Here is a 13,278-nt window from a genome sequence, read left to right on the forward strand (position 1 = left end):
GAATGAAACTCGCGCAAACCTGCACGAATGCATGGATTCTTGCCGCTGCCGACGCGATCCGCGCGACATCACTATAATGAACCCGTAATGATAATGCTTAATCGCTGATCTAATGGAAATTATGAATAACTGGAATCAATTTTTAGCTGCGCAAGGCGCCCGTCCCGTCCCTCCCGAAGGCGCGCCAGACAGTACCCTCCCCGCCACCGTTGCCCCCATCGCCGATTTTGGCCAGTCCCTGACAGTGCCCCAGCTGCAAAACGGCTTTGTCGCGGCCATCACGGACCAGGGCTTGATCGGCATCAATGGCGACGAGGCGGCCAGTTTCCTGCATGGCCAGCTGACCAACGACGTGGAACGCCTGAACCAGGAGCAAGTGCGCCTGGCCGGCTACTGCACGCCAAAAGGCCGCCTGCTGGCCAGTTTCCTGATGTGGCGCAATGCCACCACCATTTACCTGCAATTGCCGCGCGCCATACAGCCGGCCATCCAGAAGCGCCTGCAGATGTTCGTGCTGCGCGCCAAGGCCAAGCTGCACGATGCCTCCTTGGATGCAGGCAATCAAGTCGTCCTAGGCCTCGGCGGCAAGCAAGCCGGCGCGGCCCTGTCCGCCATCTTCCCCGTGCTGCCCGCCACGCCGTTCAGCAAGGTCGAACAGGCGTCCGGCACCCTGCTGCGCGTGGCCGATGCCTTCGGCAGCGCCCGCTACCAATGGCTGACGTCGGCCGCCACGGCGCGCGACGCCTGGCCGCAGCTGGCTGAAAGACTGGCCAAGGGCGGCTATGATTGCTGGCAACTGTCCGACATCCACGCGGGCATTCCGCAGATCACGGCCGCCACGCAAGAGCAATTCGTGCCGCAGATGGTCAATTTCGAGCTGCTGGGCGGCGTCAATTTCAAGAAAGGCTGCTACCCGGGCCAGGAAATCGTTGCGCGCAGCCAGTACCTGGGCAAGCTCAAGCGCCGCACCACCCTCGTCAGCATCGCCGATGCGTCCGCCGTGGCCGGCGGCGAACTGTTTGCCGTCAGCGACCCGGACCAGCCTTGCGGCATGGTCGTCAACGCCGCGCCGAACGGTGACGGCGGCGTCGACGCCCTCGTTGAAATGAAACTGGGGGCGATAGCGGAAGGTTCAAGCGCCACCGGCGCCGTGCGCTACGGCACGGCCCAGGGTGCTCACGTGCAATTCCTGTCCATGCCTTACGTGCTCGACGCACTCGACCTGTGAGAATGCCATGAAAGATTTGTACATTTACTATCAGGTCAAGGAAGAGCACGCCCAGGCGCTGGAAGCCCGCGTGCGCGCCCTGCAGGCCAAGCTGGCAGCCGCCTGCGGCGTGGCGCCGCAGCTGAAGCGCCGTCCGGAAGCCAAGGATGGCTTGCAGACGTGGATGGAAATCTACCCCGTCGTCGGCGAAGGTTTTACGGACTTGCTGGCCGCTGCGGCCGACGAGGCTGGCCTGCTGTCGCTGACGGCCGGCGCGCGCCATACGGAAGTGTTCATGGACTTGCCCCCATGTGCCTGATCGTTTTTGCCTGGAAAGTCAATCCGCACGTCCCGCTGATTGCCGCCGCCAACCGTGACGAATTCTATGAACGCGCCAGCGCCCCGGCCGGGGCCTGGCCCGAGCACCCGCAAGTGTATGCGGGCCGCGACCTGCAGGCGGGCGGCAGCTGGATGGGCATCACCCAGGCCGGCAGCGGCAGCTCGCGCTTTGCCGCCATCACGAATATCCGCAGCCCGCAAGACCGCAATCCGGACGCCCCCTCGCGCGGCGCCCTGGTGGCCGACTACCTGGCCGGCACGATGTCGCCGCAGGACTATATCGCGCAAATCCGCGCGGGCTGCAAAGCCTACAACGGCTTTAATCTGGTGCTGGGCGACGCGCATACGCTGATCTGGTTTTCCAACCGGGGCGACGGCGATGCGCGCAATGGCCATCCATTGGAACCGGGCATCTACGGCCTGTCGAACGCCCTGCTCGACGCGCCATGGCCCAAGGTCCTGAAAACCAAGGCCCAGTTCGCCAGCCTGCTGTGCCAGGGCGCGCCCGACGACGCCTATTTCGACATGCTGGCCGACACCACGCGCGCGCCCGACTTCCGCCTGCCCGACACGGGCGTGCCGCTCGACCTCGAGCGCGTGCTGTCCGCCGTCTGCATCGACACGCCGGGCTACGGCACGCGCACCTCCACCGTCGTCAAACTGTTCCCGGACTCGCCCGGCGAACTGCATGAGCTGGTGATCCAATAAACCGCTCCGGGGTCTGACCCGCCGGGTCAGACCCCGGACACCGCCACTGCTGCCTCCGCATGACCATCCCATGATGCTTTAAAACGTTTGCGCGCAAAAAAAGAAAGCGCTTGCGCAAGCGCTTTCTTTTGTTTACGATGGAATCCAACGCGGCGACACAGCCGCACCCCATCGCAGCACACAATAAGAATAAAACCATCAGGAGACACCATGGCCACCATGGAAGATGTAGCGCGGGCGGCGGACGTATCGCTGTCGACCGTCTCGCACGTACTCAACGGCACCCGCAAGGTCAGCCCGAAAACCGTCGCCGCCGTCAACGCGGCCATGCAGCAGATCGGCTACGTGCCGAACATGCTGGCGCGCGCGCTGGCCGGCTCCTCGTCGGGCACCATCGGCGTGGCCATTTCCGCGTTCACCAATCATTACTTCAGCGAAACCGTGCGCGCCATCGAGGCCGCCTGCACGCGCCACGGCCTGATGATGCTGTTTTCCGATACGCATGACGATCCGGAACAGGAACTCAAGGTAGTGCAGAACCTGCACCAGCGCCGGGTCGACGGCATCGTGCTGGCGCCGTCCGGCGATGCGCACAACCGCGCCCTCGACTATTTAAACAGCAACAAGATCGCTTCCGTGCTGGTTGACCGCATGTCGCCCCAGCCATTCGACCAGGTGGGCGTGGAAAACAGCGAGGCGACGGCCGAACTGGTCAGCCATCTGATCGCGGCCCACGGCCACCGCCGCATCGGTTTCATCAGCGGCGCACCGGGCCTGTCGACGACGGACGAGCGCATCGACGGCTACCGCCTGGCCCTGCAGCGCGCCGATATCGTCTTTGACCCGGACCTGCTGCGCTCGGGCGACTCGAACCTCGAGCGCAGCGGCGCGGCCACGCGCGAGCTGCTGGCCCTGCCCGCCGGACAGCGCCCGACGGCCATCGTGGCCGGCAATAACCTGATGACCATCGGCACCATGCACGCCTTGCGCGACGCGCACATTGCGGTACCGCAAGACGTCGCGCTGGCCGGCTTCGATGATTTCGACTGGGCCGATTACTTCAGCCCCCGCCTGACCGTGATGGCCCAGCCGCTCGAAGAGCTGGGCGCCAGGGCCGTCGACCTGCTGATCGAACGCATCGCCAACCCGGGCCGCGCCCGGCACGTGCAGCGTTTGTCGCCGACCTTGCGCGTGCGCAATTCCTGCGGCTGCCCCTGACCTTTTACCGTAAATACACATGCATCCAGCCATTTCCCTCGGTATCGACCTCGGTACCTCCGAACTGAAAACCGTGCTGATGGACGGCAGCGGCGCCGTGCGCGGCCAGGCTTCCGTGCGCATCGACACCAGCCGCCCGCGGCCGGGCTGGTCCGAACAGTCGCCGCAGGACTGGTGGGCCGCCTGCGTCCAGGCGCTGGGCCAGCTGCGCGCCGCCTGGCCGCAGGACTACGCGCACGTCGCCTGCATCGGCCTGTCGGGCCAGATGCACGGCGCCGTGCTGCTTGACAGCAATGACAAGGTGATCCGCCCCGCCATCCTGTGGAACGACGCGCGCGCCGATGCCGAAGCGGCCGCCCTGGCGCGCGACTATCGCGCCTACGCGGACGTGACGGGCAGCCTGCCGATGGCGGGCCTGACGGCGCCGAAACTGCTGTGGCTGCAAAAGCATGAACCGGCCGCGTTTGCCGCCATCGCCTGCCTGCTGTCGCCAAAGGATTATCTGCGCCTGCAGTTGACGGGGATCAAGCTGACGGACATGTCCGACGCGGCCGGCACCCTGTGGCTGGACGAGGCCGCCCGCGCCTGGTTCCCGCCCATGGTGGCCGCCTGCGGCTTGCGGCTCGACCAGCTGCCGGCGCTGGCCGAAGGCGACGCGGCCACGGGCACCGTGCGGGCCGCCGTCGCCGATCAGCTGGGCCTGCCCATGGACGTGGTGGTGGCCGCCGGCGGCGGCGATAACCCGGTCTCGGCCGTGGGCATCGGCGCCGTCAACGGCGGCGACAGCTTTATTTCGCTGGGCACCAGCGCCGCCATCGTTTCCGTGACGGAAACGCCGCTGGGCAATCCGGCCGGCGGCGTGCACAGCTTTTGCCACGCCCTGCCCGGCCGCTGGTATGCGATGGGCGCGATTCTCTCCGGCGCCAGCTGTCTGCGCTGGGCCACTGGCGTGCTGGGCCAGCCCGACGAGGCGGCCCTGCTGGCGCTGGTGGAAAACGCCCTGCCGCTCGACACTGTCATCGCGCCATCGGCGCCGCTGTTCCTGCCCTACCTGTCGGGCGAGCGCACGCCGCACAACGACCCGCAGGTGCGCGGCGCCTTTTTGCAGCTGGGCCACGACAGCACGCCGGCGCAGCTCGGCTACGCCGTGCTCGAAGGCGTGGCCTTCGCCTTGCGCGACGCCATGGCCGCCGTCACATCGACGGGCGCGCTGATTCCCCACTGCATGCTGGTGGGCGGCGGCGCGCGCAGCCAGTACTGGGCGCAGCTGCTGGCCAATGTGCTGGGACGCGAGATGCGCACCCTGCACAACAGCGAACTGTCGGCCAGCCTCGGTGCGGCCAAGCTGGGCTTTGCCGCCATCGGCGACGCCAGCCTGCTGACGCAGGGATTGCTCATCAACAACGTTTTCCAGCCCGACGCCGCGCACGGCGCAGCCTTGGGCATCCGTTACGGCCGCTACCGTAGCCTGTTTCCCGCCGTGCAAGCCCTGCACCAACTCAGTGAGAAGGAATAGTAATGAATCAGCTGCAACAACTGAAGCAAACCAGCACCGTCGTCGCCGACACGGGCGACTTTTTGCAACTGGCCCGCTTCGCGCCGCAGGACGCCACCACCAATCCGTCGCTGATTTTAAAGGCCGTGCTGCAGCCCGATTACGCGCCCTTGCTGGAAAGCACGGTCGCCGCCCACAAGAATGCCGCGCTCGACGATATCGTCGACCAGGTGCTGGTGCGCTTCGGCCTGGAGATATTAAAAGTCGTGCCGGGGCGCGTCTCGACGGAAGTCGATGCCCGTTTGAGCTTTGACCGCGACGCCACCGTGGCCCGCGGACGCCGTCTGATCGCCCTGTACGAGCAGGCTGGAGTAAAACGCGAGCGCGTGCTGATCAAGGTCGCCGCCACCTGGGAAGGCATCGAGGCCGCGCGCGAACTGGAAAAAGATGGCATTTTTTGCAACCTTACCCTGCTGTTCGCGTTTTGCCAGGCCGTCGCCTGCGCCGACGCGAAGGTGCGGCTGATTTCGCCGTTCGTGGGCCGCATCTACGACTGGCATAAAAAATCGCTGGGCGCGGCATGGGACGAAGCGGCGCGCAGCCTGTCCAACGATCCAGGCGTGCAGTCCGTCACGCGCATCTTTAATTACTACAAGCAACATGGCATCGCCACGCAAGTGATGGGCGCCAGCTTCCGCAACGTGGGGCAGATCACGGCCTTGTCCGGCTGCGACTTGCTGACCATCAGCCCGGACTTGCTGGCCAAGCTCGAAGCGCTGGATGCGCCGTTCGAGCGCGCGCTGGGCGCTGACCTGGGCGCGGCGCAGCCGGCCGTCAGCTATGACGAAGCGGCCTTCCGCTACGCCCTGAACGACGATGCGATGGCCACCGAAAAGCTGGCCGAAGGCATACGCGGCTTTGCCGTCGATGCGGGCAAGCTCGATGCCATGATCGAGAAATTGCGTAATCATTAACGAATAACAAAGTTTTTACCCGTAGCACAGTCGTTTTTACAATAAAAACCCTTGGAGATCCTCATGAAAAAAGTCATTACCGCCACCCTGCTGCTGTCCGCCGCCTGCGGCGCCTTTGCCGCCGATAAACCGCTCAAATCGATCGGCGTGAGCGTGGGCGACCTGGCCAACCCGTTTTTCGTGGCGATTGGCCGCGGCGCGGAAGAAAGCGCGAAAAAGCTCGGTGGCCCCGGCGTGAAAGTCACGACGGTGTCCAGCAAGTATGACCTGAACACCCAGGTGGACCAGATCGAGAATTTCATCGCCAACAAGACCGACATCATCATCCTGAACGCCGTCGACTCCAAGGGCATCGCCCCGGCCATCAAGAAGGCGCGCAATGCGGGCGTGGTCGTGATCGCCGTTGACGTGGGCGCCGTGGGCGCTTCGGCCACCGTGATGTCCGACAACACCATGGCCGGCGACGTCTCGTGCGCCTACCTGGCCAAGCAGATCGGCGGCAAGGGCAATGTGGTGATCCTCAACGGGCCGCCCGTCACCTCCGTGATCGACCGCGTCAACGGCTGCAAGAAGACCCTGGCCGCCTTCAAGGACATAAAAATCCTGTCCGACAACCAGAACGCGGGCGGCAGCCGCGACGGCGGCATGACCGTGATGTCGAATTTGCTGACGGCCCATCCGAAGATCGACGCCGTGTTCGCCATCAACGATCCGACCGGCATCGGCGCCGAACTGGCGATCAAGCAATCGAAGCGCACGGACGTCAAACTGATCACGGCCGTCGATGGCGCGCCGGACGGCCAGAACGCCCTGAAGAACAAGGCCGGCCTGTTTGCCGCCACCTCGGCGCAAAACCCTTACCGCATGGCAACGGACGCCGTGCAGATGGGCTACGACATCATGAACGGCCGCACGCCGAAACAGACCATGGTGCTGTTGCCGACCCCGGCCATCACCAAGGAAAACGTCGCCACCTACACGGGCTGGGTGAAGAACTGATCTGCCTGACCTGAACCACGCGGCGCCGCCAGCCAGTTGGCAGGCGGCGCCAGTTTCACCAGCAAGGAAGGACAGTCATGAGCGACGATATTATTTTTGAAATGCGCGGCATCGAGAAGCGCTTCGGCGCCACGCGCGCGCTGCGCGGCGTGCACCTGACGGTGCGCAGCGGCGAAATCCATGCCGTGATGGGCGAAAACGGCGCCGGCAAGAGCACCCTGATGAAGATCCTGTCGGGCGTGTACACGCCGGACGCCGGTGAAATCATTCTCGACGGCAAGCCAATCCGCATCCGCAACCCGGGCGAGGCCCGCGCCCTGGGCATCAACCTGATCTACCAGGAACTGAGCGTGGCCAAGAACATGACGGTGGCGCAGAACGTCTTCATGGGCAGCGAGCCGCAAGGACCGTTCTGGACCGTCAAGGGCGGCGAAATGCGCGCGCGCACGAACGCCATCCTGGCCGACCTCGGTTCCCGCTTCGACGCCGACACCATGGTGGCTACCCTGTCGATCGCCGAGCAGCAGCAGGTGGAAATCGCCCGCGCCCTCGTGCACGAAAGCCGCATCCTGATCATGGACGAGCCCACTGCCGCCCTGTCCGACCGGGAAACCGAACAATTGTTCCGCATCATCGAAGAACAGCGCGACAAGGGCCTGGCCGTGCTCTACATCAGCCACCGCATGGCCGAGGTGGAACGCCTGGCGCGCCGCATCACGGTGCTGCGCGACGGCGCCTATGTGGGCGAACTGGGCAAGGATGAGCTGGATCAAAAGAAAGTCGTGCAAATGATGGTGGGCCGTCCCGCCGACGACTTCTATTCGCACCAGCGCCGCAGCACGCGGGGCGCCGAGCGCCTGCGCGTGGAAAACGTGGGCGGCGGCAAGGTCAAACCCGCCTCGTTCGCCCTGCATGCGGGCGAAGTGACGGGCCTGGCGGGACTCGTGGGCGCGGGCCGCACGGAACTGGCGCGGCTGATCTTTGGCGCCGACAAGAAAGCATCGGGACAAGTGTGGCTCGACGGCCAGGAAGTGCACATCCAGCGGCCGCTGGCGGCGATACGCCACGGCATCGGCTATCTGCCGGAAGACCGCAAGAGCCTGGGCTTGTTCATGCAGTTGTCGGCCATGGAAAACATGTCGATGAACATACTTTCAAAGCATTCCACGGCGGGCGTGGTCAACCGTGGCGCCCTGACGCAGCTCACGCGCGAGGCGATTGCCAACCTCAACGTCAAGGTCTCGGGGCCGGACGGCATCGTGGGGGGATTGTCTGGCGGCAACCAGCAGAAAGTCCTGCTGGCGCGCTGGCTGGCCATCGCCCCCAAGGTCCTCATCCTCGACGAACCGACGCGGGGCGTGGACGTGGGCGCGAAAAGCGAAATCTACAAGATCATCCACCAGCTGGCGGACGCGGGCACGGCCGTACTGTGCATTTCCAGCGAACTGGCCGAGCTGGTCGGCATCTGCGACCGCGTGATGGTGATGTGCGAAGGACGGCTGACGGGCGAAGTGACGGGCGACGATATCACGCAGGAAAACATCCTCGCCTACGCCACCCAGCTGGAAGCGGCCTAAAAACACCTATCAAAACCTACTGCGCGTCGCGGGTTGCGGTTTCCGATGCTCACTGACTCGGCGTCCCCGTGCTTCGCACAGTTCCGCGTCTCAACCACAACCCACATCCGCTCGCTGCGGTTTTGTTAGGCGTTTTAAGAATACGCCTTAAATAATCATTCAGGAGACTCATGATGACAACTAGTACCACCCGCGGCGCCCCGCGCGCCGGCGAACCTTTCAATGCCTCGAACCTGATGCGCCGCCTGGGCATGCTGCCCGTGCTGGTCGTGCTGTACCTGGCCATGTACGGCCTGACCGTGTATTTCTCGGCCGACGGCACGTCCACGTTCATGACGAGCAACAACACCATGAACATCTTCCGCCAGGTGTCGATCAATATCGTGCTGGCCTCGGGCATGACCTTCGTCATTCTGACCAGCGGCATCGATTTATCGGTCGGCTCCGTGCTGGCCGTCTCGGCCGTGGCAGGCATGCTGATGTCCTTGTCGGCCCAGTTCGCCGGCTTTTCAATCCCTGCCTTCCTCATCGTCGGCCTGCTGCTGGGCGCGCTCAATGGCGTGCTCGTCGCCCTCGTCGGCCTGAACCCCTTCGTCGTGACCCTGGGCACCATGACGGCCCTGCGCGGCGCGGCCTATTTGCTGGCCGACGGCACCAGCGTGCTGAACACGGAAATCCCCAGCTTCGAATGGATGGGCAACGGCAGCTTCCTGGCCGTGCCCTGGCTGATCTGGCTGGCGGCCGCCGTCGTGCTGCTGACCTGGTTTATCTTGCGCAAGACGACCCTGGGCCTGCATATCTACGCCGTGGGCGGCAATATCCAGGCGGCGCGTTTGACGGGGATCAAGGTCGGCCTCGTGCTGATGTTTGTCTACACCATCAGCGGCCTGTTCGCGGGCCTGGGCGGCGCCATGTCGGCCAGCCGTTTGTATGCCGCCAACGGCAACTGGGGTACCGGTTATGAACTCGACGCCATCGCGGCCGTCGTGCTCGGCGGCACGAGCCTGATGGGCGGCGTCGGTTCCGTCTGGGGCACCGTCATCGGCGCCCTGATCATCGGCGTGATGAACAATGGCTTGACGATTTTGGGGCTGTCGTCGTTCTGGCAGTATGTGGCGAAAGGTGTCGTGATCGTGCTGGCCGTGATCCTGGATAAATGGCGCCAGTCGCACGCGCAGAATTAAACCCTAAACCCATGAACTGCCGGGGGCGGACCCTGTAGGGTCCGACCCCAGTCCTTGCTCCTGGGTTAACGCTTAAAACTGCAGCCGCATCTCCACATGCGCAATCCCCGCCTCTTCAAATTGTTCCCCCTGCTGCACGAAACCGTGGCGCGCATAGAATGGCGCGGCCACGGTTTGCGCGTTCAGCATCACCGCCAGGTCACCACGTTCGCGCGCCTTGTCCATCAGCAAGGTCAAAATGGCGCCGCCCACGCCCGTGCCGCGGCCCGGCTGGCGCACGGCCATGCGGCCGATGTGTCCGTCCGGCAATAGCCGGCCCGTGCCGATGGCTTGGCCGGCGTCGTCATAGGCGACGGCGTGCAGGCAGACGGCATCCATATCGTCGAGTTCGATCTCGGCCGGCACTTTCTGTTCATCGACGAAAACTTCAAAGCGGATGGCGGTGGCGTCAGGGCCCAGGGTGGCCCAGTCGCCGAGACGGATGGTGTGCTTGGTCATGGTGTAATGTAAAAGGAGACAGGCCGCAATTGTCGCACGGCCCGCCTTTCCTCGGCGAGATCAGCCGAGCTTGACCAGTTGCTTGCCGAAATTACGGCCCTTCAACAGGCCGATGAAGGCGTCGGGCGCGCTGGCCAGGCCCTCGGCCACGGATTCGCGGAACTTCAGCTTGCCCGTCGCCACCAGGGTGCCCAGCTCGGCCAGTCCTTGCGGCCAGAATTCCGGCTGTTCGGACACGATGAAGCCGCGCACCGTGAGGCGGTTGGTGAGGATCAGGCGGGCATTGTCGAGCGGCGTCGGTTCGCCGTTGTAGCCGGCGATCCAGCCGCACACGGCCACGCGGCCGAACGCGTTGGTGCGGGCCAGGGCCGCATCGAACACGGCGCCGCCCACGTTTTCAAAGATGGCGTCGATACCGTCCGGCGTGGCCGCTTCCAGGTCGGCCGCCAGCTTGCCCGCCTTGTAGTCGACGCAGGCGTCAAAACCCAGTTCCTCGACGACATAGCGGCATTTTTCCGCCCCGCCCGCGATGCCGACGACCCTGCAACCCTTGAGTTTGGCCAGCTGGCCGACGACGCTGCCGACGGCGCCGCTGGCGGCCGACACGACGACCATTTCGCCCGCCTTCGGCGCCATGATCTGGTTCAGGCCATACCAGGCCGTCATGCCCGGCATGCCGACGGCGCCCAGGTAGGCGGACGCGGGGATATGCGTCGTGTCGACCTTGCGCAGCATGGTGCCGTCCGACACGGCCACTTCCGTCCAGCCCAGGGTCCCCACCACCGTGTCGCCCGCGGCGAACTTCGGATGCTTCGATTCCAGCACCACGCCCACCGTGCCGCCTATCATGGTTTCATCGAGCGCCTGCGGCGCCGCATAGCTCTTATTGGCGCTCATGCGCCCGCGCATATAGGGGTCGAGCGACAGGTACTGGTTGCGTACCAGCAATTGCCCATCCGTGATGGCGGGAATGTCTTTCGTTTCCAGACGAAAATGTGCCGGCTGCACTTCCTCGTTGGAAGCGGGGCGCGCGGCGAGGACGATGCGTTGGTAGGTGGTCATGAATGCTCCTTATTGGATGAACAAGCTGAACCCTAAAGCGAAGGGCTGGGGTAATTCAATCATTAAATCTCATAGTCCATACACTGCCGCGCTTCGCGCACGGCGCCAAAAAACGGCTTGATTTTCACGTGCTCGGGATGGTTCTGGTAGGCGTCGAGCGCTGCGCGGCTGGCGAACTCGCTGTAGAGCACGATGTCGTAGCTCGCTTCCAGGCCCGGCTGGGCCACGGCCGCCTCGAATTTCAATATGCCGGGCACCAGGTCCGAACAGGCATCGAGCAGGGCTTTCAGTTTCAGGGCGTTGGTGGCGCGGTCGGCGCCTTCGGCGTGGTCTTTGAGTTTCCAAAAAACAATGTGCTTGATCATGGTGGCAGGCTGCTTGTTTATTAATGAAGCATTACTGTAACCGCTATCGGCGCACTCTGCAGGAAGTGGCCGCACAAGGAAAACGGGCGGCCCTGGAAGCCGCCCGCAGACTGGGTTCACGCAAACATTACAGCACTTCAAACAGGCCGGCCGCGCCCTGTCCGCCGCCGATGCACATGGTCACGACCACGTATTTGACGCCGCGGCGCTTGCCTTCGATCAAGGCGTGGCCCGTCAGGCGCGCGCCCGACACGCCGTAGGGGTGGCCGACGGCAATGGCGCCGCCGTTGACGTTCAGGCGGTCCATGGGAATGCCCAGGGTGTCGGCGCAATACAGCACCTGCACGGCGAACGCTTCATTGAGTTCCCACAGGCCGATGTCAGCCACCGTCAAGCCCGCCTTTTTCAGCAGCTTGGGAATGGCGTACACGGGGCCGATGCCCATTTCATCGGGTTCGCAGCCGGCCACGGCAAAGCCGCGGAAGACGCCCAGCGGCTGCAAGCCTTTCGCTTCGGCCACTTTCGCGTTCATGACGATGGCCATCGCCGCGCCGTCGGAAAACTGGCTGGCGTTGCCGGCGCTGATGACGCCGCCGGGAATGGCCGGGCGGATCTTCGCCACGCCGTCATACGTCGTGTCGGCACGGATGCCTTCGTCGGCGGCAATCGTCACTTCGCGCGACACCAGCATGCCGCTGGCCTTGTCGGCCACGCCCATGATGGTGGTCATGGGCACGATTTCCGCGTCGAACAGGCCGGCCGCCTGGGCGCTTGCTGCGCGCTGCTGGCTTTGCGCGCCGTACACGTCCTGGCGCTCGCGCGAAATCTGGTAGCGTTTTGCCACCGTTTCGGCCGTCTGCAGCATGGGCCAGTACACTTCCGGCTTGTGCTGCTGCAGCCAGACGTCGCGATACATATGCGTATTCATTTCATTTTGCACGCAGGAAATTGATTCCACGCCGCCCGCCGCATAGATATCGCCTTCGCCGGCGATGATGCGCTGCGCCGCCAGGGCGATGGCCTGCAAGCCCGAGGAACAGAAGCGGTTGACGGTCATGCCGGCCGTGGTCACGGGGCAGCCGCCGCGCAGGGCCACCTGGCGCGCGATATTGCCGCCCGTGGCGCCTTCGGGAAAGGCGCAGCCGACCAGCACGTCTTCCACTTCCTCCGCCTCGATGCGCGCGCGCTCGACGGCGGCCGCCAGCACGTGGCCGCCCAAGGTGGCGCCGTGCGTCATGTTGAACGCGCCCTTCCAGGACTTGGCCAGGCCCGTGCGGGCGGTCGATACGATGACGGCTTCATTCATGCTGTGTCTCCTTGTGGGAATGTTATGTGGTCAATGATGTTAAGTAAGCCCAATAAATTCTTGTGATTTCTGACTTCCATCAGCGGCGCCCTACCGCGTTGCCAACTGCTAGCAGTCGGCGCCTTGTATTGCATCCGGTTCTGTTTGTCATAAATCCACAAGAATTTCCTGACGATTACCTAGCTCGCAAGCAGAATAGCACATTTAAGTACGGTCGTTCGCAAAGTTGCGGCAAGCCTCACTTTGTAAGCTTCGCGTAAGTTTCAAGCAAGCATGACGTAAGGTTTCGAGAACACACTCGCCTCCAAGCTGTTGCAAGAATGGTCAATAAAGACCTCGGCAACGG

The 13,278-nt window shown here is 64.1% G+C and carries 13 protein-coding genes; 9 read left to right on the forward strand and 4 right to left on the reverse strand.

Going from position 1 to position 13,278, the window contains the following annotated elements; all coding sequences use genetic code 11:
• Positions 1–112 precede the first annotated feature (112 nt).
• The 9 genes from ygfZ to AC07VI_RS07705 all read left to right on the forward strand — a co-directional run bounded on the left by ygfZ (position 113) and on the right by AC07VI_RS07705 (position 9,701).
• The gene (gene ygfZ, locus AC07VI_RS07665; RefSeq protein ID WP_492994288.1) at positions 113–1,228 is read left to right on the forward strand and encodes a CAF17-like 4Fe-4S cluster assembly/insertion protein YgfZ; all 1,116 of its coding nucleotides are present in this window, start codon (positions 113–115) and stop codon (positions 1,226–1,228) included.
• Between the two features lie 7 nt (positions 1,229–1,235).
• The gene (locus AC07VI_RS07670) at positions 1,236–1,526 is read left to right on the forward strand and encodes a DUF4936 family protein (protein WP_086144538.1); all 291 of its coding nucleotides are present in this window, start codon (positions 1,236–1,238) and stop codon (positions 1,524–1,526) included.
• Positions 1,517–2,254, forward strand: coding sequence for an NRDE family protein (locus AC07VI_RS07675; protein WP_086144537.1), 738 nt, complete (start codon positions 1,517–1,519; stop codon positions 2,252–2,254). The genes AC07VI_RS07670 and AC07VI_RS07675 overlap by 10 nt, the downstream gene beginning before the upstream one ends.
• A gap of 210 nt (positions 2,255–2,464) precedes the next feature.
• Positions 2,465–3,472 (forward strand): LacI family DNA-binding transcriptional regulator, encoded by a 1,008-nt coding sequence (locus AC07VI_RS07680; RefSeq protein ID WP_086144536.1) that lies wholly within the window; start codon positions 2,465–2,467, stop codon positions 3,470–3,472.
• A gap of 31 nt (positions 3,473–3,503) precedes the next feature.
• Positions 3,504–4,988, forward strand: a complete 1,485-nt coding sequence (xylB, locus tag AC07VI_RS07685; RefSeq protein WP_492996325.1) for a xylulokinase — start codon at positions 3,504–3,506, stop codon at positions 4,986–4,988.
• A gap of 2 nt (positions 4,989–4,990) precedes the next feature.
• Positions 4,991–5,941 (forward strand): transaldolase, encoded by a 951-nt coding sequence (gene tal, locus AC07VI_RS07690; RefSeq protein ID WP_086144534.1) that lies wholly within the window; start codon positions 4,991–4,993, stop codon positions 5,939–5,941.
• A 63-nt stretch (positions 5,942–6,004) separates the two neighbouring features.
• A complete protein-coding gene (locus tag AC07VI_RS07695) occupies positions 6,005–6,940 on the forward strand; it encodes an ABC transporter substrate-binding protein (protein ID WP_083708248.1) in 936 nt (311 codons plus the stop codon).
• A 77-nt stretch (positions 6,941–7,017) separates the two neighbouring features.
• Positions 7,018–8,517, forward strand: coding sequence for a sugar ABC transporter ATP-binding protein (locus AC07VI_RS07700; protein ID WP_086144533.1), 1,500 nt, complete (start codon positions 7,018–7,020; stop codon positions 8,515–8,517).
• 173 nt (positions 8,518–8,690) lie between these two features.
• On the forward strand, positions 8,691–9,701 hold the full coding sequence (locus tag AC07VI_RS07705) for an ABC transporter permease subunit (RefSeq protein WP_070311868.1): 1,011 nt from the start codon (positions 8,691–8,693) through the stop codon (positions 9,699–9,701).
• Positions 9,702–9,773: 72 nt separating this feature from the next.
• Here the strand turns inward: AC07VI_RS07705 and AC07VI_RS07710 are convergent, their stop codons facing one another.
• The 4 genes from AC07VI_RS07710 to AC07VI_RS07725 form a co-directional block, all read right to left on the reverse strand.
• Entirely contained in the window at positions 9,774–10,199 is a 426-nt protein-coding gene (locus AC07VI_RS07710; RefSeq protein WP_086144532.1) for a GNAT family N-acetyltransferase, read from the reverse strand.
• Between the two features lie 60 nt (positions 10,200–10,259).
• Positions 10,260–11,261, reverse strand: coding sequence for an NADP-dependent oxidoreductase (locus tag AC07VI_RS07715; RefSeq protein ID WP_099374423.1), 1,002 nt, complete (start codon positions 11,259–11,261; stop codon positions 10,260–10,262).
• A gap of 62 nt (positions 11,262–11,323) precedes the next feature.
• Positions 11,324–11,626 carry a Dabb family protein gene (locus tag AC07VI_RS07720; RefSeq protein WP_086144530.1) on the reverse strand — a complete coding sequence of 101 codons (303 nt, stop codon included), beginning with the start codon at positions 11,624–11,626 and terminating at the stop codon, positions 11,324–11,326.
• 127 nt (positions 11,627–11,753) lie between these two features.
• The gene (locus AC07VI_RS07725; protein WP_086144529.1) at positions 11,754–12,932 is read right to left on the reverse strand and encodes an acetyl-CoA C-acyltransferase; all 1,179 of its coding nucleotides are present in this window, start codon (positions 12,930–12,932) and stop codon (positions 11,754–11,756) included.
• Positions 12,933–13,278 lie beyond the last annotated feature (346 nt).

The sequence above is a fragment of the Janthinobacterium sp. GW821-FHT03A03 genome (assembly GCF_059421435.1).

What these genes read in the sequence shown, in the direction of transcription:
- tal (WP_086144534.1), top strand. Translation starts at nt 4,991, where the DNA reads ATGAATCAGCTGCAACAACTGAAGCAAACCAGCACCGTCGTCGCCGAC.
- AC07VI_RS07675 (WP_086144537.1), top strand. Translation starts at nt 1,517, where the DNA reads ATGTGCCTGATCGTTTTTGCCTGGAAAGTCAATCCGCACGTCCCGCTG.
- AC07VI_RS07680 (WP_086144536.1), top strand. Translation starts at nt 2,465, where the DNA reads ATGGCCACCATGGAAGATGTAGCGCGGGCGGCGGACGTATCGCTGTCG.
- AC07VI_RS07695 (WP_083708248.1), top strand. Translation starts at nt 6,005, where the DNA reads ATGAAAAAAGTCATTACCGCCACCCTGCTGCTGTCCGCCGCCTGCGGC.
- AC07VI_RS07715 (WP_099374423.1), bottom strand. Translation starts at nt 11,261, where the DNA reads ATGACCACCTACCAACGCATCGTCCTCGCCGCGCGCCCCGCTTCCAAC.
- AC07VI_RS07670 (WP_086144538.1), top strand. Translation starts at nt 1,236, where the DNA reads ATGAAAGATTTGTACATTTACTATCAGGTCAAGGAAGAGCACGCCCAG.
- AC07VI_RS07720 (WP_086144530.1), bottom strand. Translation starts at nt 11,626, where the DNA reads ATGATCAAGCACATTGTTTTTTGGAAACTCAAAGACCACGCCGAAGGC.
- ygfZ (WP_492994288.1), top strand. Translation starts at nt 113, where the DNA reads ATGGAAATTATGAATAACTGGAATCAATTTTTAGCTGCGCAAGGCGCC.
- AC07VI_RS07725 (WP_086144529.1), bottom strand. Translation starts at nt 12,932, where the DNA reads ATGAATGAAGCCGTCATCGTATCGACCGCCCGCACGGGCCTGGCCAAG.
- AC07VI_RS07705 (WP_070311868.1), top strand. Translation starts at nt 8,691, where the DNA reads ATGACAACTAGTACCACCCGCGGCGCCCCGCGCGCCGGCGAACCTTTC.
- AC07VI_RS07700 (WP_086144533.1), top strand. Translation starts at nt 7,018, where the DNA reads ATGAGCGACGATATTATTTTTGAAATGCGCGGCATCGAGAAGCGCTTC.
- AC07VI_RS07710 (WP_086144532.1), bottom strand. Translation starts at nt 10,199, where the DNA reads ATGACCAAGCACACCATCCGTCTCGGCGACTGGGCCACCCTGGGCCCT.